Source organism: Thalassotalea coralli, from assembly GCF_055786205.1.
On the sequence record NZ_JBVVBK010000003.1, the window covers coordinates 593077 to 617303 of the forward strand.

General features: G+C 41.2%; 25 protein-coding genes. 16 read left to right on the forward strand and 9 right to left on the reverse strand.

Going from position 1 to position 24227, the window contains the following annotated elements:
* Positions 1 to 27: 27 nt before the first annotated feature.
* Genes pepQ through ACOB80_RS10865 form a run of 3 tightly spaced genes read left to right on the forward strand, consistent with a single transcriptional unit; the run spans position 28 to position 3492 of the window.
* Positions 28 to 1347 carry a Xaa-Pro dipeptidase gene (pepQ, locus tag ACOB80_RS10855; protein WP_473165840.1) on the forward strand — a complete coding sequence of 440 codons (1320 nt, stop codon included), beginning with the start codon at positions 28 to 30 and terminating at the stop codon, positions 1345 to 1347.
* 58 nt (positions 1348 to 1405) lie between these two features.
* Positions 1406 to 2023, forward strand: coding sequence for a YigZ family protein (locus ACOB80_RS10860; protein ID WP_473165841.1), 618 nt, complete (start codon positions 1406 to 1408; stop codon positions 2021 to 2023).
* Between the two features lie 17 nt (positions 2024 to 2040).
* On the forward strand, positions 2041 to 3492 hold the full coding sequence (locus ACOB80_RS10865) for a TrkH family potassium uptake protein (RefSeq protein WP_473165842.1): 1452 nt from the start codon (positions 2041 to 2043) through the stop codon (positions 3490 to 3492).
* A 51-nt stretch (positions 3493 to 3543) separates the two neighbouring features.
* Here the strand turns inward: ACOB80_RS10865 and trkA are convergent, their stop codons facing one another.
* The 4 genes from trkA to def are packed head-to-tail and all read right to left on the reverse strand — an operon-like array spanning position 3544 to position 7781.
* Complete coding sequence (gene trkA, locus ACOB80_RS10870; protein ID WP_473165843.1) at positions 3544 to 4923, reverse strand: Trk system potassium transporter TrkA; 1380 nt, start codon at positions 4921 to 4923, stop codon at positions 3544 to 3546.
* A gap of 51 nt (positions 4924 to 4974) precedes the next feature.
* Positions 4975 to 6267 (reverse strand): 16S rRNA (cytosine(967)-C(5))-methyltransferase RsmB, encoded by a 1293-nt coding sequence (gene rsmB / locus ACOB80_RS10875; RefSeq protein WP_473165844.1) that lies wholly within the window; start codon positions 6265 to 6267, stop codon positions 4975 to 4977.
* A gap of 2 nt (positions 6268 to 6269) precedes the next feature.
* On the reverse strand, positions 6270 to 7241 hold the full coding sequence (gene fmt / locus ACOB80_RS10880; RefSeq protein WP_473165845.1) for a methionyl-tRNA formyltransferase: 972 nt from the start codon (positions 7239 to 7241) through the stop codon (positions 6270 to 6272).
* A gap of 27 nt (positions 7242 to 7268) precedes the next feature.
* Positions 7269 to 7781, reverse strand: coding sequence for a peptide deformylase (gene def, locus ACOB80_RS10885; RefSeq protein WP_473165846.1), 513 nt, complete (start codon positions 7779 to 7781; stop codon positions 7269 to 7271).
* A gap of 116 nt (positions 7782 to 7897) precedes the next feature.
* Here def and ACOB80_RS10890 point away from each other — a divergent pair, with 116 nt between their 5' ends.
* Genes ACOB80_RS10890 through ACOB80_RS10905 form a run of 4 tightly spaced genes read left to right on the forward strand, consistent with a single transcriptional unit; the run spans position 7898 to position 10936 of the window.
* Positions 7898 to 8992 (forward strand): LysM peptidoglycan-binding domain-containing protein, encoded by a 1095-nt coding sequence (locus ACOB80_RS10890; protein WP_473165847.1) that lies wholly within the window; start codon positions 7898 to 7900, stop codon positions 8990 to 8992.
* A 45-nt stretch (positions 8993 to 9037) separates the two neighbouring features.
* Entirely contained in the window at positions 9038 to 10165 is a 1128-nt protein-coding gene (dprA, locus tag ACOB80_RS10895; protein WP_473165848.1) for a DNA-processing protein DprA, read from the forward strand.
* 9 nt (positions 10166 to 10174) lie between these two features.
* Positions 10175 to 10648, forward strand: a complete 474-nt coding sequence (locus ACOB80_RS10900) for a DUF494 family protein (RefSeq protein ID WP_473165849.1) — start codon at positions 10175 to 10177, stop codon at positions 10646 to 10648.
* A 27-nt stretch (positions 10649 to 10675) separates the two neighbouring features.
* Positions 10676 to 10936: a hypothetical protein gene (locus tag ACOB80_RS10905; RefSeq protein ID WP_473165850.1), complete on the forward strand. Its 261-nt coding sequence runs from the start codon at positions 10676 to 10678 to the stop codon at positions 10934 to 10936.
* A 29-nt stretch (positions 10937 to 10965) separates the two neighbouring features.
* Here the strand turns inward: ACOB80_RS10905 and ACOB80_RS10910 are convergent, their stop codons facing one another.
* Positions 10966 to 12075 (reverse strand): TDT family transporter, encoded by a 1110-nt coding sequence (locus ACOB80_RS10910; RefSeq protein ID WP_473165851.1) that lies wholly within the window; start codon positions 12073 to 12075, stop codon positions 10966 to 10968.
* Positions 12076 to 12384: 309 nt separating this feature from the next.
* On the opposite strand from ACOB80_RS10910, the gene ACOB80_RS10915 reads away from it, so the two are divergent.
* Together ACOB80_RS10915 and ACOB80_RS10920 are read left to right on the forward strand one after the other, a co-directional pair.
* Entirely contained in the window at positions 12385 to 14586 is a 2202-nt protein-coding gene (locus tag ACOB80_RS10915; RefSeq protein WP_473165852.1) for a collagenase, read from the forward strand.
* A 140-nt stretch (positions 14587 to 14726) separates the two neighbouring features.
* Positions 14727 to 15278 carry a DNA topoisomerase family protein gene (locus ACOB80_RS10920; RefSeq protein ID WP_473165853.1) on the forward strand — a complete coding sequence of 184 codons (552 nt, stop codon included), beginning with the start codon at positions 14727 to 14729 and terminating at the stop codon, positions 15276 to 15278.
* A gap of 43 nt (positions 15279 to 15321) precedes the next feature.
* Here the strand turns inward: ACOB80_RS10920 and ACOB80_RS10925 are convergent, their stop codons facing one another.
* Both ACOB80_RS10925 and purE read right to left on the reverse strand, forming a co-directional pair.
* Positions 15322 to 16479, reverse strand: a complete 1158-nt coding sequence (locus ACOB80_RS10925; RefSeq protein WP_473165854.1) for a 5-(carboxyamino)imidazole ribonucleotide synthase — start codon at positions 16477 to 16479, stop codon at positions 15322 to 15324.
* Positions 16480 to 16486: 7 nt separating this feature from the next.
* The gene (gene purE / locus ACOB80_RS10930; protein ID WP_473165882.1) at positions 16487 to 16969 is read right to left on the reverse strand and encodes a 5-(carboxyamino)imidazole ribonucleotide mutase; all 483 of its coding nucleotides are present in this window, start codon (positions 16967 to 16969) and stop codon (positions 16487 to 16489) included.
* 249 nt (positions 16970 to 17218) lie between these two features.
* Between purE and ACOB80_RS10935 the strand changes: the two genes are divergently transcribed.
* From ACOB80_RS10935 to ACOB80_RS10955, 5 genes are all read left to right on the forward strand, one after another.
* Complete coding sequence (locus tag ACOB80_RS10935) at positions 17219 to 18850, forward strand: acyl-CoA synthetase (protein ID WP_473165855.1); 1632 nt, start codon at positions 17219 to 17221, stop codon at positions 18848 to 18850.
* 90 nt (positions 18851 to 18940) lie between these two features.
* Entirely contained in the window at positions 18941 to 19486 is a 546-nt protein-coding gene (gene tsaC, locus ACOB80_RS10940) for an L-threonylcarbamoyladenylate synthase type 1 TsaC (protein ID WP_473165856.1), read from the forward strand.
* Positions 19483 to 20394 (forward strand): oxygen-dependent coproporphyrinogen oxidase, encoded by a 912-nt coding sequence (gene hemF / locus ACOB80_RS10945; RefSeq protein WP_473165857.1) that lies wholly within the window; start codon positions 19483 to 19485, stop codon positions 20392 to 20394. Before tsaC ends, hemF begins: the two co-directional genes overlap by 4 nt.
* Positions 20395 to 20400: 6 nt before the next feature.
* Complete coding sequence (locus ACOB80_RS10950; protein WP_473165858.1) at positions 20401 to 20781, forward strand: diacylglycerol kinase; 381 nt, start codon at positions 20401 to 20403, stop codon at positions 20779 to 20781.
* A gap of 209 nt (positions 20782 to 20990) precedes the next feature.
* Positions 20991 to 21686, forward strand: a complete 696-nt coding sequence (locus ACOB80_RS10955; protein ID WP_473165859.1) for an OmpW/AlkL family protein — start codon at positions 20991 to 20993, stop codon at positions 21684 to 21686.
* An 81-nt stretch (positions 21687 to 21767) separates the two neighbouring features.
* Here the strand turns inward: ACOB80_RS10955 and ACOB80_RS10960 are convergent, their stop codons facing one another.
* Positions 21768 to 22199, reverse strand: coding sequence for a group II truncated hemoglobin (locus ACOB80_RS10960; RefSeq protein ID WP_473165860.1), 432 nt, complete (start codon positions 22197 to 22199; stop codon positions 21768 to 21770).
* 22 nt (positions 22200 to 22221) lie between these two features.
* On the opposite strand from ACOB80_RS10960, the gene aroE reads away from it, so the two are divergent.
* Both aroE and ACOB80_RS10970 read left to right on the forward strand, forming a co-directional pair.
* A complete protein-coding gene (gene aroE, locus ACOB80_RS10965) occupies positions 22222 to 23043 on the forward strand; it encodes a shikimate dehydrogenase (protein ID WP_473165861.1) in 822 nt (273 codons plus the stop codon).
* Positions 23040 to 23270, forward strand: a complete 231-nt coding sequence (locus tag ACOB80_RS10970) for a hypothetical protein (RefSeq protein ID WP_473165862.1) — start codon at positions 23040 to 23042, stop codon at positions 23268 to 23270. The genes aroE and ACOB80_RS10970 overlap by 4 nt, the downstream gene beginning before the upstream one ends.
* Here the strand turns inward: ACOB80_RS10970 and ACOB80_RS10975 are convergent.
* The gene (locus ACOB80_RS10975; RefSeq protein WP_473165863.1) at positions 23267 to 23818 is read right to left on the reverse strand and encodes a gamma carbonic anhydrase family protein; all 552 of its coding nucleotides are present in this window, start codon (positions 23816 to 23818) and stop codon (positions 23267 to 23269) included. The two genes, ACOB80_RS10970 and ACOB80_RS10975, sit on opposite strands and share 4 nt — an antisense overlap.
* Between the last annotated feature and the right edge of the window lie 409 nt (positions 23819 to 24227).

Genomic DNA, 24227 nt, shown 5'->3' on the forward strand with positions numbered 1-24227 from the left:
ACTTTATCAACATGCTGGAATAGGGTTATGAATTCGCTAGAGCAATTATATGGCGCACATGTTGCGGAATTACAAAGCCGCACAGAACAGGTGCTTGCGCGTGAAAATTTAGATGGCTTGATTATTCATTCGGGTCAAGAACTGAAAATCTTTTTAGATGATTTAAGCTATCCTTTCAAAGTAAATCCTCACTTTAAGCATTGGTTACCGCTAACTGAACAAACCAATAGTTGGCTAATCGTTGACGGGAAAAATAAGCCTTGTTTAATTTATTATCAACCTGTTGATTTTTGGCATAAAGTTGAGCCGCTTCCACAGAGCTATTGGAATGAGTTTTTCGAGATCAAAGTGTTAACAAAAGCGACAGAAGTAGATGCTTTATTACCTTATGATAAAAAAGGTTATGCTTATATCGGAGAACATATCGAAGTTGCCAAAGCCCTGGGCTTTGAGCGCATTAACCCTGAAGAAGTGCTGAACTATTTACATTATCATCGCGGTTATAAAACGCCATACGAACAGGCTTGTATGCGTGAATCGAATGTTTTAGCCAAAAAGGCGCATTTAGCGGCTAAAGAGTGCTTTTTAAATAAAGGCAGTGAAAGAGAGATACAACACGCTTATTTAATGGCGTTGCAATGCGGTGATTCAGATACCCCGTATGGCAATATTGTCGCCCTTAACGAAAATGCCTCAATTTTACATTACACGGTATTAGATAAAGAAAAGCCTTCTGCACACCGTTCATTTCTAATTGACGCTGGCGCAAGCTTTAATGGTTACGCATCAGACATTACCCGAACCTATGCTCATACCGATGGTCCTTTTGCAGACTTAATCAAACGCATGGATATACTCATGTTAAATGCGGTTGATGGCTTAAAACCTGGGGCAAGTTATGTCGACCTTCATGTGCAAACATTTGCTGAAGTGGCTAAAGTGTTGTCAGAGTTTAATATCATCACGGTAACTCCTGATGTTGCTTTAGAAGCAGGGATAGTGTCAGCATTTTTCCCTCATGGACTCGGTCATCATATTGGCTTACAAGTTCACGATGTTGGCGGCTTTATGGCTGACGAAAGAGGCACTCATATTAATGCTCCTTCACAGCACCCATTTTTAAGAACATCACGTCAAATTGAAGCTAATCAAGTGTTTACTATTGAGCCAGGCTTATATTTTATAGAGTCGCTTTTAGCTGATATTAAAAATTCGACAAATAAGTCCATGGTTAATTGGCAACAAGTCGAATTGTTTAAACCATTTGGTGGTATACGAATTGAAGACAACGTTATTGTTCATCAATCTCATAATGAAAACATGACACGTGATGCAGGGTTGCAATAGCGTGTCGTTGCTACCTTATTTTGTCGTTGTTGGCCGTTGCAAACAAAGGTGTTGTTAAGTGAGTGCTAGTTATTTAGTGGCAGCTAGTGATGTTGAACACGAGATTATTATTAATAAGAGCCGATTTATCTGCTACTTATTTCCGTGCGCAGATCGACAAGCGTTTAAAACTCGTTTAACTGACATACAGGCATTACACCCGACCGCTAATCATCATTGCTATGCGTTTGTTACGTCACACCCCAATGATAGTCAAGCTTATGGCTTTTCAGACGATGGTGAGCCTTCAGGTACAGCGGGTAGGCCTATGCTAGCGACGGTACAAGGTAGCAATATAGGTGAAATCGCAGCAATCGTGGTGCGTTACTTTGGTGGCGTTAAACTAGGCACTGGTGGGTTACAGCGAGCGTATAGTGCGGCGGTTCGAGAAGCATTACCTAGTTTGGCAACCCAAATGAAAGTTGCTATGGTTAACAAGTCATTGACCTGTCAATATGCTCAAGTTAATGATATTCAACACCTATTGGAGCAAGTTCAGGGCAAAGTTATTGAACAAGATTACGGTGAAAATGTAGAATTGCTTTTATCTTTGCCTGAAGCTGAGTTGAAGCGGTTTAGTGAACAATTAACGACATTATCAGCAGGGCAAATAGAGCTGGTAAATGCTGATAACTAAAAATAAGAACAACCGAAGTGCAATTTAAAAACATCATTCGTATATTGGGTCTGTTGGTGTCGCTACTAAGTGTCACTATGATCCCGCCAGCTTTTATCTCGCTCATTTACCGTGACGGTGGCGGTACTGCGTTCTTGATGTCGTTTATTTTTTGCTTAGTGGCAGGTATGTTATCTTGGTATCCATTAAGAAAAGAGCGTAGCGATTTAAGGGCTAGGGAAGGGTTTCTAATCGTTGTTCTGTTCTGGACGGTTCTTGCTAGTTTCTCAGCGATACCCTTGATGCTATTAGAAACGCCTAATTTAACTATTACCGATGCATTTTTTGAATCTTTCTCCGGTTTAACCACTACTGGGGCGACTATTCTGACGCAAATAGATGGTTTGCCACACGCTGTTCTCTGGTATCGCCAGCAATTGCAATGGCTAGGTGGTATGGGGATAATTGTTTTAGCGGTCGCTGTGTTACCTATGTTAGGCATTGGTGGCATGCAGTTGTATCGCGCCGAAACACCAGGTCCTGTTAAAGATTCGAAAATGACCCCCAGGATTGCCGATACAGCAAAACACTTGTGGTATATATATCTGGCGCTAACCATATGTTGTGCATTAGCTTATTGGGCGGCGGGCATGTCGTTGTTTGACGCAATTTGTCATGCTTTCTCTACCATAGCTATCGGTGGCTTTTCTACTCATGATGCGAGTATGGGTTACTTTGCCAGCCCACTGATTAATTTTATTTGTGTCTTTTTCCTGTTAATTGCTGGCGTCAACTTTGCGCTTCATTTTGCGGTACTGCACAGTAAATCGTTAAAAGCTTATTTTTACGATCCAGAATTTAAGGTCTTTATCTCTATTCAACTTGTTCTTACCTTAATCTGTTTTGTGGTTTTGATGAGTTATGGAGTTTACCAATCAGGCTTTGAAGCATTTGATCAGGCGTTATTTCAGGCGGTTTCCATTTCTACTACCGCGGGATTTGCTACCACTTCATTTGCCGACTGGCCAACACTTCTTCCTATCTTACTTATATTCGCGAGCTTCATTGGTGGTTGCGCCGGCAGTACTGGTGGTGGCATGAAAGTTGTGCGTGTTATCTTACTTTATTTGCAAGGTATTCGAGAGCTCAACAAATTGGTACATCCAAAAGCTTTGTTCACTATCAAGCTAGGGCATAAAGCGCTCCCTAATCGTGTCGTTGAAGCCATTTGGGGGTTCTTCTCAGCATATGCTGCTGTGTTTGTTCTATGCATGCTGGCGTTACTCGCCGCAGGTGTTGATGATATTACTGCTTTTACTGCTGTAGCGGCATGTTTAAATAACTTAGGCCCTGGCTTGGGCGAAGTCGCTGCAAATTTCTCAGGGTTAGGGGACTTTAGTAAGTGGGTATTGGTTGTCGCGATGTTATTTGGTCGACTAGAGATATTTACCTTACTGGTACTCTTCACTCCAGCATTTTGGCGTAGTTAATCGCAGCGTTGACGCCGCGTTTAACTCAGTTGAAATAGCTACAATTTAAAATTAAAAGAACTGTAGTGGGTCAACGTAGAATAGCTTTTCTACATCGGAAATGTATTTCTTATTGACTAAGAATAGGACGACATGATCTTCCGCTTCAATCAGTGTATCAGAATGAGCAATAATAACTTCTTCGTCTCTTACAACTGCACCTATGGTAGTACCTGGTGGCAGCTTTAATTCTGACACGGTTCTGCCAACGACTTTCGAAGACTTTTCATTTCCTTTCGCCACTATTTCAATGGCTTCAGCTGCACCACCGCGCAAACTATAAACGTTATCAATAGCACCACGGCGAACGTGAGTAAGTAACGCTGAAATAGTCGCGTGTTGTGGAGAAACAGCGATATCAATATTACTGCCATGTACCAAATCGATGTAGGCCGAACGCTGGATCAATACCATGGCTTTACGAACGCCTAAACGTTTAGCCAGTAAAGAAGACATAATATTGGCTTCATCGTCGTTAGTTACGGCAATAAAAACGTCGAATTGATCAATGCGCTCTTCCATGAGTAACTCTTGATCGGAAGAGTCTCCAACAAAAACTAAGGTGTCATCAAGCTCAGACGCTAGATAAGCGGCACGTTTAGGTGAATGCTCAATAAGTTTAACTTGATGATTTTTCTCTAATAATCTAGCTAATCCCGCGCCTATATTACCGCCACCCGCTATCATTACTCGCTTGTAGGCAGGTTCTAACTTTTGTAGTTCGTTCATTACCGCACGAATATGTTTCGTTGCTGCGATAAAGAATACTTCATCGTCGGCTTCGATAACGGTAGTGCCTAAAGGACGAATAGGGCGACCATTACGATAAATGGCCGCTACTCGGGTGTCTACGTTGGGGATATGCTCCCTAAGAGTTGATAAGGCATGACCAACTAATAAGCCGCCATAGTATGCTTTTACAGCAACTAAGCTGACTTTACCTTTGGCAAATTCTAAAACTTGTAATGCGCCTGGATAATCTATTAAACGTGCGATGTCGCGAGTAACTAATTGTTCAGGAGCAATAACATGATCTACAGGAATATTGTCGTGTTGGAAGAGCTGGTTTTGGTATTTAAGGATTTTTGCTGAACGTATACGGGCAATCTTCGTTGCGGTATTAAACAGAGAATAGCAAATTTGACAGGCGATCATGTTCGTTGCATCGTCACTGGTAACAGCGATAACAAGCTCGGCATCTTCAGCTCCTGCTTGTTTTAGCACATCAGGATGAGAGCCTTGGCCGGTCACTACTTGCAAGTCCATCTTATCTTGTAACTCGCGCAATAATTCGCTGTTAGTGTCAATTAACGTAATATCGTTACGTTCACCCACTAGGTTTTCGGCTAATGTTCCGCCAACTTGTCCAGCACCTATGATGACTATTTTCATTGTTACTTTACTATTGTCGTTTTTATTTTAATCGCAGCACGAAATCGTGCGTTATATCGCTTTACGCAACTTGGCATAATAAAAGCCATCCATACCGTTCTCATTTGGCAGGATCTGCCAATCTTTATGACCAGATTTTTGTTGTAAATCTATCCATTCAGCGTCAGGTGTCTCGTTAACAAAAGCATTCACTTGTTCGGTATTTTCTTCTGGTAACACACTACAGGTTGCATAAAGCAAAGTACCACCTGGCTTTAGCATTGACCACATATTTTTAAAAATGAGCCTCTGAATATCGACGAGAGCGTCAATATCATCGGCTTTTCTTAACCATTTGATGTCCGGATGTCTTCTAATAACACCAGTGGCAGAGCAGGGGGCGTCTAATAATATGCGATCAAACAATTTGCCGTCCCACCAATCTTGGGTAGATGCGTCAGCAGCAATTAAGTCGGCAGAAAGAGACAATCGGTCAAAGTTCTCCTGAACGCGAGCTAAGCGATCTTCAGATATATCTATGGCGGTAACTTTTCTTAAGTTAGGTTCTAGCTCCATGATATGACACGTTTTTCCGCCGGGGGCTGCACAGCAATCTAAAATCGACTCACCTGCTTGAGCTTCTAACAATACCGCCGCTTGTTGAGCGGCTCCGTCTTGAATAGAAACGCCACCATCAGAAAAATGAGGTAGGGCATTTACATCGGTAGGCTTTTCTAAAAGTAGTGCGCCGGTTGCCTTGTCTTCATGGCTAACAGAGATGTTTGTATCGGCCAAAAGCGTTTTGTATTCGCCTATTTGGTGTTTTAATTTGTTTACCCTGAGCCACATTGGTGGCCTAGACATATTTTCTGAGACGATTTGCTGCCAGTTCTCTGGATAGGCTGTTTTTAATTTGTTTAGTAACCAACTAGGATGATTGTACTTTATCGGATCATTAACCTCTGCTGAGGATTCCTCTTGTTCAACACTGCGTTGGTAACTGCGCAATACAGCATTGACTAAACCTTTAAGGTGAAACTGTTTTAAAGGCTTAGTTGCCGCAACGGTTTCTGCAACAGCAGCATGGTCAGGTACTCGCATATATTTAAGTTGGTAAACACCTACTAACATCAAGAAGTGCGCAGAACGTTGCTTCCCTTTCAATGGTTTAGTAATAAATGGGCGGATAGCATGCTCTAGTTCAGGTAAGTAACGCATCACACCATAGACAATTTCTTGTAATAATGAAGCGTCTTTTTCTGCGACTAAAGCTTGGTGTAAAGGCAATTCTTCAGACAAACTACGCCCTTTATCAACTATAGCAAAACAAGCCTTGGCTGCTTGAGCGCGAACATTTTTAGCCATCGCTACTTAATTTCCTGTCCGTTGATATCAGATCCTGCTTTAAACCATTCGCTGCGACTATTTAATATATCGCTGGTGGGTAATGCTTTTTTGCCCGGCAGTTGCATGTTTTCAATACGCAATGCGCCTTCACCTGTAGCAACGGTTATACCTGATTTATCGGCAGATAAAATGCTGCCTGGCTTGCCTTCGCCCGCGGCGACACTTGCTTGCCAAATACGAATACGGTGCTGCTTTTCTACTGATTCGTTAAAGGTAAACTGGGCCACTGGCCAAGGGATGTAAGCGCGAATTTTTTGCTGCAGAACATTTGCCGGCATGGTCCAGTCGAGTTCCGCTTCGGCTTTATCGAGTTTGTGTGCGTAAGTTGCTAGCTCGTTATCTTGCGGTACGGCTTCGTGCTCTCCTGCCGCCATTTGCTCTAGAGTTTTAACTAAAGCGATAGGGCCAATATCTGCTAATTTATTGTAGATATCTGCACTGGTATCGGTTTGCGTTATTTCACAGGTTTCAACAAGTAGCATATCACCAGTATCTAAGCCCTCGTCCATTTGCATAATAGTAACGCCAGTTTCAGGGTTACCAGATTCTACTGCACGCTGGATAGGTGCCGCACCACGCCACTTCGGTAATATTGAACCATGAACATTGATGCAGCCTAGTCTTGGTGCATCAAGTATTACTTTAGGAAGTAACAGTCCATAGGCGACTACAACCATCACATCAGCGTTGTAACTCGCTAATTTCTGTTGAGCTTCTTCACTTTTAAAATTAACCGGTTGTTCAACCGTTAAGTTGTTATCTAAGGCTAATTGTTTCGTTGCACAAGGCGTTAGTTTTTTACCTCGACCAGCTGGTTTGTCTGGTGGGCAATATACAGCAACTATGTTGTGCTTCGAGTCTATTAAGGCTGCTAGATGTTGAGCGGCGAAATCTGGCGTACCAGCAAATATTATGTTCAAAGGTGATGACATGTTATCTAGTTTCTAAATGAGTAATGGTTAGCGACGGTTTGCAGCTCTGGCTTCTTTTTCAAGTTTGGCTTGAATACGCTTGCGCTTTAATGGCGATAGGTAATCGACGAATAAAATACCTTTTAGATGATCTAATTCATGTTGAATACAAATACTCAATAGTTCATCGCCGTCTAATTCAAATTCATTACCGTCGCGGTCTAATGCTTTTACGGTAACTTGAGTGTGGCGAGTTACTTTGGCATAACAAGTAGGCACAGATAAACAGCCTTCCTCGTTGATCATCGTCTCTTCGCTTTTCTTGATAATTTCCGGGTTAATAAGAACATAGGTTTGTTCTTTGTCTTCAGAAACGTCCATCACAATAATTTGCTTATGAATGTTGACTTGAGTGGCAGCTAAGCCTACGCCATTTTCGGCATACATGGTGTCAAACATGTCATCGACAATTTGTTTAATTTCATCATTAACCTCAGCAACAGGTTCTGCTTTGGTTCTTAATCTTTCATCTGGGAATGTTAATACGTCTAATACGGCCATAATTTTTTAAAAGAATTCGCGAATTTGCTAATACAGTGTTATGTTTCAATTTTAGCCATTAAATAAAATTAATTCGAGTGATTTGAATTAATTCAGATAACAATAGGCGGATTGGTATGTTAAAAAAAGCTGTATTAACACTTATTACGTGTCTTTTACCCTTTAGCTTACTCGCTGACGAATTGAGACTGATTAAAAACGCACCGAAATCTTATGTGGTGGTTAAAGGTGATACTCTTTGGGATATTTCTGCGAAATTTCTCAAAGATCCTTGGTTGTGGCCAAAATTGTGGCGTATTAACCCTGAAATTGAAAACCCGCATCTCATTTATCCTGGTGATCAACTAAATTTGGTTTTTGACGAAAAAGGCGTGCCTATGCTTGTTAAAGGTAAGCCGAGGCTTAAATGGTCACCTAAGGTGAGAAAAACACCGAAAGAGCTAAATCCAGTTGAAACTATTTCCCTTAACGTTTTAGACCCTTTTGTGAAATATGACATGGTACTTTCTCAAGAACAACTTGATGACAAAGGCTATGTTATTGGCAGTGATGAAGGACAAAAGTCTTCAATAGATGGTTTTAAGCTGTATATCAATCAAGATTTAGAACTTGGTCGCTCATACGCCATATTTAGAAAGGGCAAGGAAATTGTCAGACCAAGCGATGAAGAGTTATTGGGCTTTCATGCACAGTTAGTTGGCTCCGGTAAAGCAACGCGTGTTGGTGACATGAGTGACAACTCGCCATCTACGCTTTACCTAGAGAGTGCAATACAAGAAGTGCGTTCAGGTGATGTTGTTGTGCCAATAGATGAGCAACAAATGTTGCCTTCATTCTTTACCATGCAAGCGGCTGATTCAAGTATCAGTGGTAATATTGTTCAAGCAACCACAGAAGTGAGAGAGTTTGGTAAGTTTGAAATTGTATTTATTGATCAAGGAAGTGAACAGGGGTTGAATCAGGGGGACATTCTTTCAATTAAACGCCAAAGTCCTGGTGTGGTTGAAACTAAAGATGGTCCTGTTTATACCAAAGATGCTTCTCGATGGAATCGAATGGCTGCTGGCAGTGATTCAGATTATAAAATGCCCGAAGAAGCTGTTGGTAAGATGATGGTATTTAAAGTGTTTGATCGAGTCAGTATGGCATTGATTCTTCGCACCACTAAACCGATTAGATTGATGGATAGCGTTACTGCACCTACCCAATAAACATAAAGCTTTTTACACGGTAGACACTGTAAAAAGGAGATTTCGGTGGCGAGTAAAAAAACTAACGATAGTGCTAATCGGTTACGATACTGGTTAGCACTAAAGTTTATCCCGCGCCTTTCATCTACAGCAGCGATATCCCTAGTAGAAAAATTTGATTTAAAAACCTTATTTGAACGTCGATTTGACCCAAAAGAATTAGCTCTAACACCAAAGCAATACCAAGCGTTAACTCAGCCTGATTGGCAAAAAATAGATAAGGTGATTCAAGAGTGTGAGCTTCATCAAATATCGCCAATAGCCATTGATGATACTTCTTACCCTGAACAGCTCAAGCACATCTATGACCCGCCGCTAGTACTATTTACTCAAGGCAATATTGAATTATTAAATTTACCACAGTTAGCGGTAGTGGGTAGTCGAAACATGTCAGTAGATGGTAAGACGACAACCAAACAGCTTGTACGAAACTTAGCTGGTTCGGGAGTTACTATAACCAGCGGCTTAGCTCTTGGGGTTGATGGTATTGCGCATCAAGCTGCTCTCGACAGTGAAGGGTTAACAATCGCTGTGGTTGCAACTGGGCTAAATATTGTTTATCCATCACGGCACAAAAGCCTTGCACGTAGAATCATAGAAAATAGAGGTCTTATCGTCAGTGAGTTTGTACCCGGAACACCCGCAAAACCCGGTCATTTTCCCAAAAGAAACCGACTGATTAGTGGGCTGTCGGCCGGTGTTTTAGTGGTAGAAGCTGCACTGAAAAGTGGCTCCTTAGTGACTGCAAAATGTGCACTAGAGCAAGGTCGAGAGGTTTTTGCCGTGCCAGGAAGTATTCGAAATCCAAATGTTACTGGCTGTCATTGGCTCATCAAGCAAGGCGCTGTTTTAACTGAAACGGTCAGCGACATTATTGAGCAAGTTCCTCTTTTCGCCGAATTTGAACTAAACTTAAATAAAATCAAAGATAAGGGGAATGAGCAGAAAAAAAATGATGGTCAGGGCTTGTCTAACGATCCATTGTTAGCTAGTGTGGGATATGAAATCACTCCCGTAGACAAAGTGGTTTCTCGGAGCAAACTACCCACAGATGTAGTGTTAACCCGACTAACAATGCTTGAGCTAAGAGGTCTGGTAACTGCGGTGCCAGGTGGCTACCTTAAAATAAAATAGGGGCTGGTTATGTTTGATATCTTGATGTACCTTTTTGAAAACTATATTCACAGTGAAGCTGAGGTTATGGTTGACCACGATATACTCACTGACGAATTAACCCGAGCTGGCTTCCACCAAGACGAAATTTATAAAGCGCTAACTTGGTTGGAAAAACTTGCAGCATTGCAAGATACAGATGCATATCCTTACTTTAAACGTGATGCTAAACCATCTTTTCGTATTTATACTGACGAAGAAAAGCAATTACTTGATAAGGAAAGCCGTGGCTTTTTAATGTTTTTAGAACAAGTAAATGTTTTAGACTTTACCACACGAGAAATGGTAATTGATCGCGTCATGGAATTAGACACTAAGTACTTTACTATGGATGACTTAAAGTGGGTGGTGCTAATGGTACTGTTTAATGTCCCCGGGCAAGAAAGTGCTTATTCACAAATGGAAGACTTAATATTTGATGAACAAGAAGGCCCGCTTCACTAAACAGCGGTTTTTCACTTAAGGGAAGTTATGAAACGATTTGTTGCTAAAGCTATAGCGGCGCTGACTGTGCTGTCTGTTGTTGGTTGTAGTAGTTATTCTCCTGAAGACGACTTATATGGAGATAATTCTCGATGTCATGGCGAGGTTGAAGTTAGCCACTCTGTCACTATTTATTCAAACGATGAAAGTAAGTCAGGTACTTCAGAAGTGACCGAAAAATGTGTCCCTAAGGAGCAAGGGATGCTTACTGACTTTGAAAAAGAAAATCAAAGACAAGATTTCGATTAAGATCGTTTCTTACCTATTTAACATAAAGATTAGTCTCCTTTCTTAGACACAATAGGTGCAGCGTTTGTAGGATTAAACAATAGCGCACCTTTTCTTAGTCCTTTGACTGTCCCTATAGCCGCAATTAACCATGCGATAACTAGCCCAAGATACAAGATCACTGCTGCCCATTTAAAAAATGGCAGATCTGAGTGTGTCGCAAGTTGAGATGTACCCGTAACGCATGTTCCAACTGGAAAAGTAAAAGCCCACCAAGTGAGTGCAAATGGCATATTGCGCTTTAATGCTCTGACAGTTAATAGAAAGGCAATAATGGACCAAAAAATGGCAAATCCCCAAACAGGAACACCATAAACAAGCGCTAAGTTGTCAAAGGTTTGTCCTAGCGGTGACGGTAGAACAGCTAATGCTACTGTGCCTAATGCGCCAGCTGCGGTTATCGATTGACCTAGCGGGCCTAATACAATCCACAAAGTAGGTACTCTTGCACTACTAGAGGTCCCAGAGTGGGCAAGTCGGCTCCAAACTAGGGTTATGATGATAAATGCTGCCACTAGGCTCATACCAAAAAAGCTATAACATAAGTAAAGCATCGTTTGCTGCAGCTCTTTAGATGGTAGCGATTGAATAAGTGCAGCTCCCATTGCAGCAGATACCATTGGTGGAACAACAGGCATTAGCCAACCACCAAATGCGCCATCTTCTCTTACAACAAATCGCGTGAAAAGTTTGAATGGGATCCAAACGGTTACTGCCAACCCTGTTAAAGTGCCAATTATCCAAAAACTCCAGGCGAAATTCATAGTGGTATTGGCAGAAAGAAATTGATCACCAAATAGCACGAAGCCGCCAGCAATAGTTAAGAAAGCCATAGGGGGAGCGCCGAAAAATTGCGCCATCACTGCATCGTTAATTTGACGTTTTAAAACATGAGGGCGTGCCACTGCTTGCCAACATTTAACGATAACGAGAATAGTCAATAACGACAAAGCCATGAGCCAGATGAAAGTGGCGAAAGGCTTTAACTGGTGGCCAACAATCGGAAGGGTGAATGCAGCATTAGCGAGAATGCCTGTACCCATTACAGAAGCAAACCAGTTAGGACCTATTTCTTTTTGTAGGCTATTACTGCTCGTCATGGTTAGTCTCATTGAATAAGAAGCTGCTTATATTCTAGGTGTTAACAGAAAATATCTGCAACGTTTTTCCTTTCTAAAGCCCCGATAATATTCAAAAAGTAACAGAATTAGCTGATAGAAAATAAACCATGGCTGCTAGTTATCACCATTTGATAGTGATAAAGGGGTTAAAAAGATTTGTCAATTTTGTTAACGTATACTGTATATTATAGTATTATTTGTGTTCGATATTTATCGTCGTTACTGTAATACGGTCAATAACAACAAGAATGGAATCGATAAATTAGAAATCTTTTGGGGGAATTAGTCATGGATAATCAAAGTAGAATTAATGTTCTATCTGCTGCCATTATCGCAGTGTTAGGACTTTCAGCCTGTGGCGGAGGTGGTGGAAGTGATAAAGAAACCACACCTACACTTAAAACGTTAACGGTCACTAATAATCTAGAGCCTGGTGGAGAACAATGTACAGAATGGGGGGGCACTGAAACCCTTGTTGGTGTTGATGATAATAACAACAGCGTTTTAGATGAGAGTGAAATTGATTCAACCACTTATGCGTGTTTAGATGCGCCGGAAACACTAACTATAGTTAATGAGATAGCGCCTGGTGGCGATCAGTGTACTGAATACGGTGGCTCAGAAACGCTAACAGGTGTTGATGATAATCGTAACGGCGTATTGGACGCTGACGAAATTGATACTACAGAGCTAGCTTGTTTAACCGCTGCTGATTTTGCAATTTCGTTAGATAGTCTAAAAACGGGCATCACCACAAGCTCTCCAATTACTTACAATGTGACATTAACGGAAGCGGCCGAATCTCTTACTGTTTATCTTTCTCCTGACGCCGAAGGTACGAATTTTGGCGATCCAGATTTATATATTGCCTATGAAGACACGCCAATTGCGGGCGAAGGTGTAGATGCAGGTAATAATGCATGTGTTTCTTATAGCTCTCGCGGCTACACTGAAGTTTGTGTGATTGATGATCCTCAACCAGGTACATATTTTATCTTAGTGGATGCATCTTCTAATGTTACCAATGCTTCTTTGTACGCAACGACATCATTATTTAACATCACTCAAGCTTGTAATAGCGAAGTGAATATTCGTGGTCAAGAGCTGACACAGACAGAAGCTGCCCAAGCATGTAAAGAGCTTGAAGATACTAAGGCTCGCTTTGATCAACTTATTAACGAAGATATTGCACCGGATTTTGGTCAGCCTGTTCCTGGTGACTTAAATACCTCAACAAATATTAATGTGTTTGCCAGCCTTTCTAACCATAAGTCTTGGTTAGAGCATTTATGGCACAGCACAAACAGCTCTGGCATCTACTATGAATTTGGTCCTGCTGATTGGTGGCATACTTCAGATGTATGGACCTTTAACGGCATTGAGTGGACGGGTGGTTTACCTGTCATTCGATCTTTATCGCACGAGTATGTTCATGCACTAGATGGACGATACAATAAAGCCGACGGTTACCGCTCCCAAAATGGTTGGTGGAGTGAAGGTTTAGCAGAGTACTTAGGTACGCACCATAATCTGCCTTACCAACGAGTCGTACACGGACATGAAGGTGCTCCTTATTCTTTGTCTCAAATATTTAATCAACAAAATTCAGTCGATATTTACACTTGGGGTGAATTGGCCGTGGCATTTTTGTTTGAAAAGCGCCCGGAAAAGGTTAAAGAGATCCTAATCCACATGAGAGCTGGTGAATGGAGTGAACTGGATTCTTTACTTGCAGATATCGCAGCTGCGAGCCAGGCAGATTTCGAGACTTTCTATAAAACAGAAGTTCCTGAGCAATTTAGAAACAGTGCACAACCATTAGCAATTGGCGATTATCAATTGATAGAAGGTCGAGGTGGCTGGTTGTATTCAGTTGATATTCCTGCGGGAACTGACTCTGTTACTTTTAGCACCGCTAGAGGTTCTGGAAATGTCGACCTATGGGTTAATCAAGGTAGTGCGGTTCACCCTGAATTGGATGAAAATTTCACTTGTTCGTCGGTTACTGCAGATAGCAACGCTGAAACTTGTACTCTTGAGGAGCCAGAAGCGGGTACGTATTACATAACCGTAGGTTCAGATTTTGCAGGCGCAGACATTGTCGATCTATATCTATCGGCTTGTTCAGGTGCAGATTGTTCAGTCGACCTTCCTGAGGCGAAACAAACAGTTTCTGCTACTCAGCCATATTTACCCCATTGGCCAGAAAAAGGTGAAGTTGGTAGCTGTGCGTTAGAGGAAACATACGGGCGTGATACTTTGTCTTATACTTCTATCGATTTAACGAACGGTACAAGTGGCTCAGTGACGCTACATTGGATAAACAATGATGGTAAAGCTGGTGATTCCTTTACTACTCTTGCTGCTGGTGAATCTTATGTTAATGAGTGGTGGCGTGTAGGTGACAGAGCAATGATCAAAGACGCTTCAAACGATTGTATTGGTGTTGCTATTGTTAACGACACAAATAATACCTTCGAAGTGAAATAAGGCATCGCCATTATTGAGGAAAAGCGGCTTTTTAAGTCGCTTTTTTTATGCTCCGCAAAAGTGATAGAACGACAAATACAGTTTTTTGTGTGATAATTCTTTTATTGACTGAATAACATCAACTTTCAACATTAATTAACATGGCAAACGACGACTCACTATTTTCTCGACATGAGCATGCTTTAGAAAAAGAGTATGAAGTGTGTCCCGAATGTGGCAGTGAGTTAGTGATTAAAAACAGTAAAGCTGGTGCTTTTTTTGGTTGTTCTTCATATCCAACTTGTAAGTACACTAGGCCTGTTCATGAGCATGAAAAAATGGACGCGCAGGTGTTACCTGGCAGCGAATGTCCAGAATGTGGACACGAACTTGCTGTAAAGCAAGGACGTTATGGCATGTTCATCGGCTGTACCAATTTTCCAGAGTGCCATCACATCGAGCATGATGAGCCTGAAACAACAGAGTCTGTTGATTGTCCATCTTGTAAAAAGGGCAAGTTGATAGAGCGACAAAGCCGCTATGGAAAAACGTTTTATGCATGTGATGCTTACCCCAAATGCAAGCATGCCGTTAATCATCCACCTGTAGCAGGTGAGTGTAAAGCATGTGGTTACCCTTTATTGTTAAAAAGGCAGATGGCAGCAGGGGAAAAGCTTCAATGTGCCGACAAAAAGTGCAGTGAATTTCAATAAAAAAGCGAGCTAGAAGCTCGCTTTTTTATTGATAGATAACGATTTAATTTAACGCTGCTAAATACTTATCAGCGAAGTCAGCTAACTCAGGGAAGGCATCTTTGTCCAAGATTGAAGCTAACTGAGCTAATCGTTGTGCAAGCTCTTGTTCATCTTTCCCACTCAGGTTTAAGTGACCCATTTTGCGTCCAGCGCGTTTTTCTTTATCGTACCAGTGGATGGTTAAGCTGGGGATTGATAACGCTTCGTTTGGAACAGAATCTTCACCTAGAATATTTACCATTGCAGTAGGGCGTACTAGCGCAGTGCTACCTAAAGGCAAGCCACAAATAGCACGCAGGTGATTCTCGAATTGACAAGTATCAGCGCCTTGTTGTGTCCAGTGACCCGAGTTGTGCACGCGAGGCGCAATTTCATTTACCAGTAACTGGTCGCCAACTTGGAAAAACTCAATGGCAAGTACGCCAACATAATTCAATTTTTCCGTTAGCTTAGTAAAGACTTCTTTTGCTTGAGCTTGAAGCTTTTCTTGTACAGGAGCAGCAACAGAAACACTGAGAATACCGCCAGCATGATGGTTTTCTGTTAATGGGTATACCGCAACCTCTCCGTGAGTGTTACGAGCACCTACCAAAGATACTTCTCTATCAAATGGGACCATTTGCTCAGCAACTATGCCTTGTGGCACCGAAGAGTTAGCATTTGCCATAAAATCCGACATATCAGCCCAAATTGCGTCCGCTTGCTCAGCTGATTTTAAACGCCATTGACCTTTTCCATCGTAACCATCTAGAGCGCTTTTGAAGATGATGGGCAAAGATAATTTTTCAAGTGCTAAATCAAAGTCTTCTTTGGTTTGAATAACATGATGTGTCGCATTTGCTACTTGGCATTGTTCTAGCAATGCTTTTTCAAGACGACGATCTCCGCCAATTTTAATGGCTTGGCTACTTGGCAATAACTTACCCGATGCTTCACAAACGGCTAATGTGTCATGAGCTACGTGCTCGAACTCAGCAGTAATAACATCAGCTTCTGCAATGCCTTGTTCTAAGTCGCCATAAACATGAATCGGTGCAACTGGGTGCACTACATTATTAGTGCGTACATCAAATGCCTTTACATCCATGTTTAAAGGTGAGCCAGCTAAATCCATCATTCTTGCAAGTTGGCCAGCACCTAAAACCAAAACTTTTTTCATTTCAAACCTATTCCGCTGGGTTAGGGTTATTTAAGATATTTTGTGTCTGTTCTGTACGGAACTTTTCGATATTAGCCATGATAGCCTCATCTGTAGTTCCTAAAATTTGAGCTGCCATTAGGCCTGCATTTGCTGCACCTGCTGTACCTATGGCTAAAGTACCAACGGCAATCCCTTTCGGCATTTGTACAATTGATAATAAAGAGTCTTGGCCGCTTAATGCTTTAGATTGAACTGGAACACCTAATACAGGTAATGGCGTATAAGCTGCTGTCATACCTGGAAGGTGGGCAGCACCGCCAGCGCCAGCGATAATTACTTTAATACCGCGGTCTTTTGCTTGCTCAGCATATTCAGCTAATAAATGAGGTGTTCTGTGCGCAGATACTACTTTTGTTTCATATGGAACATTAAGTAAATCAAGCATTTCTGCTGCGTGTTGCATTGTTGGCCAATCTGATTTTGACCCCATGATAATACCTACTTTCATCATTTATCACCTTGAAAATTAACCGCGTTTCGGACTTTTAGTTATGCCGAGAAAATAAGGCGCGCATTATACCTGTGTTTGGCTCAATACGGAAATAATCTCACCAAATAATTGGCTAATTTATAAACGAAATAACTTATTAGACTTTAGTCTACTTTAGACTAAAGGCGCATTTTTTATACAGGACATAAGAGTAAACTGGCTAAAAACAATAAAACCACAAATTCATTATGGTTTTTGGAGAGAGTGATGACAAACATTTACCATCAGGGTCTAGAGCAAGTCGCTGCTAATAGTCAGCCCTTGTCGCCCGTTAATTTTCTTAATCGTACTGCTGATACCTATCCTGATAAAACCGCTATTATTCACGGTGAACAAAAAGTCTCGTATCAAGAGTTTCGCGAAAATAGTCGTAGACTTACCTCAGCGTTAATCGATTTAGGGGTAAAGCCTGGCCACACTGTTAGTGTTTTAGCCGCAAATATACCTGCGTTTATCTATGCCCATTATGGTGTGCCAGCAACAGGGGCGGTGCTTAATTCTATCAATTATCGTTTAGACGCTGCGGCTATCGCTTTTATATTAGATCACAGTGAATGTTCGGTGTTGATGGTTGATACTGCGTTTCATCAACTTGTTAAAGATGCCTTAAAGCAAACTAGCTGTACGCCATTGGTCATTAATATTGATGACCTTAACTTAGGAACAGATCATTTTATTGGTGAGTTAGAATTTGATGCTGTGTTGAATATTGGTGATAAAGATTTCACTGGAAACCTAATTCACGACGAATGGCAAGCGTTGGCGCTAAATTATACGTCGGGTACAACAGGCAATCCAAAAGGCGTTGTCTATTCACATCGTGGCGCATATCTAAATGCTGTTGGAAACAATATGGTATGGCCATTAAACAATGAGTCTGTTTATTTATGGACTCTGCCAATGTTTCATTGCAATGGCTGGTGCTTTCCGTGGACAGTTGTCGCAATGGCTGGCACACAAGTCTGTTTGCGCCAGGTTTGTGTAGATGAAATATCACAAGCGATGATTGAACATCATGTTAGCCATTTTTGCGGAGCGCCAATTGTACTTAATATGATATTAAATGGCCCGCAAGAACTTCGAGAAAAACTACCTCGAGGTATTAAAGCGATGACCGCTGGTGCGCCACCACCAGCTGCAGTTATTAAAGGTATGGAAGCCATGGGCTTTGATATTACTCAGGGCTATGGTTTAACTGAAGTTTATGGTCCGTGTGTTGTTAGTGAATGGAAAAAAGAGTGGGATGATTTACCCGCAGACACAAGAGCTGCGTTAAAGGCAAGACAGGGTGTACGCTATCCAACACAAGAAGAAGTCGATGTTTTGGACCCCGATACAATGCAACCTGTGCCGGCTGATGCTGAAACCATTGGTGAAATTATGTTTCGCGGTAACACCACAATGAAAGGCTATCTAAAAAACCCTAATGCGACCAATGAGGCTTTCAAACATGGTTGGTTTCATTCGGGTGATTTAGCTGTAAAACACCCTGACGGTTTTATCGAAATTAGAGATCGCTCCAAAGATATTATCATTTCAGGCGGTGAGAACATTTCTTCGGTTGAAGTTGAAAGTACGCTATATCAGCACCCAGCGGTATTAGAGGCTGCGGTTGTTGCCAGAAAAGATGAAATTTGGGGGGAAACTCCGTGTGCATTTGTTGGCTTAAAAGCTGACGCCAAGGCAACTGAAGAAGAGTTAATCGATTTTTGTCGTCAGCATATGGCTAATTTTAAAGCACCTAAAACGATAGTCTTTAGTGACTTGCCTAAAACCTCGACGGGAAAAGTGCAGAAATTTATTCTACGTGAAAAAGTAAAAACGTTATTTGAAGCCTAATTTGCGAATCGGTTTGGTAAACCATTTACTGCATTTAACCATTAAACCTTTTATAATCGCCGCAGTTTGTAATCTTAGTAACTAGAAACGATGACATCTGCGGTTCAAATTTTTAAGCAAGGCGGTGTCCTTGCTTATCCAACAGAAGCTGTGTTTGGTTTGGGGTGTGATCCCGATAATCAGTCAGCGGTTGAAAAAATTCTTGCTATCAAAAAACGTCCGGTTGAAAAAGGACTGATCTTGCTTGCTGGGCATTATACTCAGCTTAAGCCTTATATTGACGAGTCAAAGTTAACCGCTGAGCAACTAGCTATGATGTTAGCTCGATGGCCAAACGGAGTTACACAAGTCGTTCCTGCAAGTGCTAAGACTCAGCCTTTTCTTACTGGCCAATTTGATACTATCGCTGTTCGTGTTACCGATCAGCCAGACGTTGTTGAGCTATGTCATCAAACACAAAAGCCAATCGTTTCAACCAGTGCAAATTTTACAGGTGAACAGCCTGGTAAAACTTGGCAAGAGGTTGAGCAGGCGCTGGGTACTGCAATCGATTACATCGTGAAAGGCGAATCCTTAGGTTTTGATAAACCTTCGACAATTATTGACGCTATTACAGGGGAAACATTCCGCTCATGAGCCAAGTGAAACTATCAGAAGTTATCGACTTTTTTAAATCACTCCAAGACCAAATTTGCCAAGCGTTAGAACAAGCTGATGGTAAAGGTAAGTTTGTAGAAGATAGCTGGAAGCGAGAAGAGGGCGGTGGTGGCCGTACACGTGTATTAACTGATGGTAACGTGATAGAACAAGGCGGTGTGAATTTCTCATTAGTCTCAGGGAATAAGTTGCCACCATCAGCGACAGCCCATCGACCTGAATTAGCAGGGCGTAGCTGGCAAGCTTGCGGTGTTTCATTAGTTATTCATCCTAAAAACCCATATATTCCAACATCCCATGCCAATGTTCGCTTTTTTATCGCGGAAAAAGAAGGTGAAGAGCCGGTATGGTGGTTTGGTGGTGGTTTTGACTTAACACCTTTTTACCCTTTTAAAGAAGACGTTGTGCATTGGCATCAAACGGCTAAAGATTTATGTGAACCTTTTGGTGAAAATGTTTACCAAGAACATAAAACATGGTGCGATGATTATTTCTATTTAAAGCATAGAAATGAAACACGTGGTGTAGGTGGCTTGTTCTTTGATGATCTTAATCAGTGGGGATTCGAACAAAGCTTTAATTACGTCAAAGCCGTCGGTCAAGGCTATATTGACGCCTATGTGCCAATACTAAACAAACGAAAAGACACGCCATTTGAAGAACGCCATCGAGAGTATCAATTATATCGACGCGGTCGTTACGTAGAGTTTAACTTGGTATTTGATCGCGGTACCTTATTTGGTTTACAGTCAGGTGGTCGCACTGAGTCTATCTTGATGTCGATGCCACCATTAGCGAGATGGCAATATAACTTTCAACCAGAAGAGTCGAGTGAAGAAGCTCGTTTACTTGAGTACTTAACCCCTAGAGATTGGCTGAACGAGTAAGTAGTTATGAAGCAGAAAAGCAATAAACCTGGGCATATAGCAAGATTTGGCCCGGCAACTCGGAATAGTTGGCAAGGATTAAAGGCTGCTTATAAACATGAAATTGCTTTTCGTCAGGAAGTGCTCCTGTTTATCGTTTTATTACCGGTCGCTTTTTATATTGCTGATAGCTTTGTTGAGTTTGCATTATTAATGTCGGGAATTATGGGCATTATGATCACAGAGCTTTTAAACTCTGCTGTAGAAGCGGCTATCGATCGTATCGGCTTAGAACATCACAAACTTAGTGGACGAGCAAAAGATCTTGGCTCTGCCGCTGTATTCGTTGCGATTTGCTACTTCTTGTTAGTGTGGGGATATAAAATCTTCACTATGGTGTTTAGCTAACCTAACTTAGTAACAGGCAAAAGTTGGCGTCAAAGGCGTGTGTTAAAGAAAGCGCCTTTAAATCAGCCACCAATTTCGACAATAAACTTCAAGACTTTTCGTTAGATTCCATTAATCACGCTGTTTTATTGCGTTAGGTCAAATAAACACACGCATTTTAGGCTTAAAATTACAGCCAATTATAATTCAGTTACTTAATTGGAACACATATGAAAAAGTCTATCTTAGCAGCTGCTTTATGCGCAGCAATTACTCCTAGTGTTTTCGCAAACAATGCTGGCGATATTTACATTCGCGGTGGTTTAACTATGGTTGACGCAAACAGCGACAAATTTGGCGTTAACGTTGAAGCGTTAGGTGGTGAAACACCTTTATCTATTTCTGTAGACAGCAACACTCAGTTAGGTCTTAACTTCGTTTATTTCTTTGACAGCAACTGGGCTATCGAAGTATTAGCGGCAACACCTTTCACTCACGATGTAACTATTCACGATCCACAAGGTATTTCTGAAGGTTTATTCGGTGCAAACGTTGATGGTGCTACTTTAGGTGAAGTAACGCACTTACCACCGACAGTTAGTGCACTTTACTACTTCGACACAAATTCTAAGTTTAAGCCGTATGTTGGTTTAGGTTTAAACTACACAGTATTTTTTGACGAAGAATTTAAGTCTACTCCTGAGTCTTTAGGGTTTAACGATTTATCGTTAGATGACTCTTTTGGTTTAGCTTACCAGGTAGGTGCTGATTACCACATTAATGATAAGTGGCACATTAATGCTTCTGTTCGCTACATTGACATTGATACTGAAGCTACGTTCAAAATTGGTGATGACATCACAGGTTCAGCACAAGCGGCTGTAGATCCAATGGTTTATTCTATTATGCTTGGTTACAAGTTCTAATAAGTCTAAATGCTCGTATGTATGGAAGCCGCGAACCTATCGCGGCTTTTTTATTATTAATAGCAATAGTAGGTAATATCGCTATTGATTCACCATGTGTTGAGCTAATTGTGAGAAGGCTTGTCTTAAATGCTGTTTGACAGCAGGGTGCTCAACGGTTTTATCCAGCGCATTATTCATGCATAACATCCATAGACCTGCTTGTTTATTGGTAACCGCTACATGTAAATGACGAGCGCGAAGTCTAGGGTGACCGTATTCTTGTTCATAGAGTGGCGGACCACCAAGCCAGCCCGAAAGGTACTTGTAAAACTTCTCACGCACTTCATCCAGTGGCTGTTTATGGATAGCCAGTAATTCTTCTAGATGAATATTGCTTTCCATTTCATCGTAAAAAGCATTGGCCAAGTCTCTCACAGCCTGTTCTCCGCCCATCAGCATATATGGAGTTTGACTAGGAGATAACATTTCAGACTTGTTTGTTGAAGAGAAAAGCTTTTTAATGCCTAACAAAGTGATCACCTTAATATTGTAAATGGATAAATACGCAGTTTTTGGCAATCCTATTAGCCAATCAAAATCACCCTTTATTCACCAACGTTTTGCTCAATCTACAGAGCAAGCGATGGAGTATAGCGCAATCAAACCAGATAACGATGACTTTTCTGCGGCAATAGAGCGATTCAGAGCAAATGGCGCAAAAGGTTGCAACGTTACTGCGCCTTATAAAGAACAAGCTTTTCAAATGGCAGATACGTTATCTGACGAAGCAAAATTAGCCGAAGCAGTAAATACGTTGTCGTTTAACGCAGATGGTACAATTTCTGGTGACAATACTGATGGGCCTGGATTAGTTGAAGATTTAAAGGCGAATAATGCCAAACTTAGTGGACGAATTTTGCTTATTGGGGCTGGCGGTGCGGCTCGAGGTGTTATTAAACCATTATTAGCAAATCATCCAGAGTGTTTAGTGATCACCAATAGAACCGTATCAAAAGCGGAATTGCTGGCAGATAAGTTTTCTTCATATGGCAATATCAAGGCAATACCATCAGAAGGCCTGATTACCGAGGATCATTTCGATGTGGTGATCAATTCAACGTCTGCTAGCTTATACAATGAATTACCACCTGTGCCTGATAGTATATTTACTGGTAAGCCGCTAGCGTATGATATGGCTTATAAAAAAGAGCCGACAAGTTTTTGCCAGTGGGCCAAGGAAAATGGTTGCGAGCAAATTATTGATGGTTTAGGAATGTTAGTAGGGCAAGCTGCTGTAGCGTTTGCTATTTGGCGCGGAGTGATGCCACAAACGAATTCAGTCCTTTCGGACTTAAGAGAAGAAATAGCTAAATGAACCAATCCATCTTATTTAATGATGACTTAGCATTCGATGAAAAAGTGAATGCATGGAAGATGACAGGACTCATGTCAGGGGAGTTGCTTTCTATATACTTTCACTCTCCTAATTTGAAGCACACCGTGAGTATCGATTCATGTACTAAATATGATCTTGAAGAAATCACCGAACTCTGGCTTGAAAAGAACGAGCCAGAAAACGGTGAAATTCATATTTATGATTAAGCCTTGTTTAAGTCTTCTATATATTCGTTTTTGGTAACTAGGTAATTATCTGCCGACTCTTTTAAGAAGTTCATTTCCGCTTCTTTTAGCGGGCGTACTTCTTTCATTGGGTTACCTACATATAAATAACCACTTCGACATACTTTATTCGGCGGTACTACAGTTCCTGCACCGATAAAGACGTCATCTTCTATTGTCGCGCCGTCTAGTATTATAGATCCCATACCAACTAATACTCTGTTACCTACAGTACAGCCATGTAACATACATTTATGACCGATGGTTACATCGTCACCTATAGATAGTGGGTAGCCTACTGGGTTTCCACTTGAAGAGCGCGTAACGTGAAGAACTGTTCCGTCTTGAACATTCGTTCTATTGCCTATAGTAATTTTGTTTACATCACCTCGAGCAGCAACTAATGGCCAAACACTTACATCGTCTCCCATAGTAATGTCGCCAACTAAAACAGCGCTACTATCTATATAGGAATCTTTTCCTACGGTAGGGGTAATGCCTTGATATGCTCTTAAAGGGTTAATTGTCATTTTTTTACTCGCTTTTCGATCGACTATCTTTTGATTATAAGAATCTTATAATCAAAAGTATAAACAAATACCTAAGTATAAGACTAAAGTTTACTATTATCGGTATTAACACTTTCTTTTCATTTTGGTTAGTTTTTAACAAGGTTTAGTATGGTTATGCTCAATAATGACGCGGTTTGTACAAAATCACTGCAAACAGAAAAATAATTGAAAAAACCTGTTGACCTTGTCAGAAAAATCCCTAAAATGCGCATCAACTTCTCGGGGACAAGCCAAGAAGCTGTTTTGATAAGTTTAGTTAAGTAATTGCTTAATAAAACAATCAACCAAACATTAAAAAATAAATTAAAAATTTTTTAAGAAAAGTGTTGACATCGAAACAGGGTTGCGTAAAATGCGCATCCTCGCT

Coding starts and splice junctions, on each gene's coding strand:
- pepQ (WP_473165840.1), top strand. CDS start 28: ATGAATTCGCTAGAGCAATTATATGGCGCACATGTTGCGGAATTACAA.
- trkA (WP_473165843.1), bottom strand. CDS start 4,923: ATGAAAATAGTCATCATAGGTGCTGGACAAGTTGGCGGAACATTAGCC.
- rsmB (WP_473165844.1), bottom strand. CDS start 6,267: ATGGCTAAAAATGTTCGCGCTCAAGCAGCCAAGGCTTGTTTTGCTATA.
- fmt (WP_473165845.1), bottom strand. CDS start 7,241: ATGTCATCACCTTTGAACATAATATTTGCTGGTACGCCAGATTTCGCC.
- def (WP_473165846.1), bottom strand. CDS start 7,781: ATGGCCGTATTAGACGTATTAACATTCCCAGATGAAAGATTAAGAACC.
- ACOB80_RS10890 (WP_473165847.1), top strand. CDS start 7,898: ATGTTAAAAAAAGCTGTATTAACACTTATTACGTGTCTTTTACCCTTT.
- ACOB80_RS10900 (WP_473165849.1), top strand. CDS start 10,175: ATGTTTGATATCTTGATGTACCTTTTTGAAAACTATATTCACAGTGAA.
- ACOB80_RS10905 (WP_473165850.1), top strand. CDS start 10,676: ATGAAACGATTTGTTGCTAAAGCTATAGCGGCGCTGACTGTGCTGTCT.
- ACOB80_RS10910 (WP_473165851.1), bottom strand. CDS start 12,075: ATGACGAGCAGTAATAGCCTACAAAAAGAAATAGGTCCTAACTGGTTT.
- ACOB80_RS10915 (WP_473165852.1), top strand. CDS start 12,385: ATGGATAATCAAAGTAGAATTAATGTTCTATCTGCTGCCATTATCGCA.
- ACOB80_RS10920 (WP_473165853.1), top strand. CDS start 14,727: ATGGCAAACGACGACTCACTATTTTCTCGACATGAGCATGCTTTAGAA.
- ACOB80_RS10925 (WP_473165854.1), bottom strand. CDS start 16,479: ATGAAAAAAGTTTTGGTTTTAGGTGCTGGCCAACTTGCAAGAATGATG.
- purE (WP_473165882.1), bottom strand. CDS start 16,969: ATGAAAGTAGGTATTATCATGGGGTCAAAATCAGATTGGCCAACAATG.
- ACOB80_RS10935 (WP_473165855.1), top strand. CDS start 17,219: ATGACAAACATTTACCATCAGGGTCTAGAGCAAGTCGCTGCTAATAGT.
- tsaC (WP_473165856.1), top strand. CDS start 18,941: ATGACATCTGCGGTTCAAATTTTTAAGCAAGGCGGTGTCCTTGCTTAT.
- hemF (WP_473165857.1), top strand. CDS start 19,483: ATGAGCCAAGTGAAACTATCAGAAGTTATCGACTTTTTTAAATCACTC.
- ACOB80_RS10950 (WP_473165858.1), top strand. CDS start 20,401: ATGAAGCAGAAAAGCAATAAACCTGGGCATATAGCAAGATTTGGCCCG.
- ACOB80_RS10955 (WP_473165859.1), top strand. CDS start 20,991: ATGAAAAAGTCTATCTTAGCAGCTGCTTTATGCGCAGCAATTACTCCT.
- aroE (WP_473165861.1), top strand. CDS start 22,222: ATGGATAAATACGCAGTTTTTGGCAATCCTATTAGCCAATCAAAATCA.
- ACOB80_RS10970 (WP_473165862.1), top strand. CDS start 23,040: ATGAACCAATCCATCTTATTTAATGATGACTTAGCATTCGATGAAAAA.
- ACOB80_RS10975 (WP_473165863.1), bottom strand. CDS start 23,818: ATGACAATTAACCCTTTAAGAGCATATCAAGGCATTACCCCTACCGTA.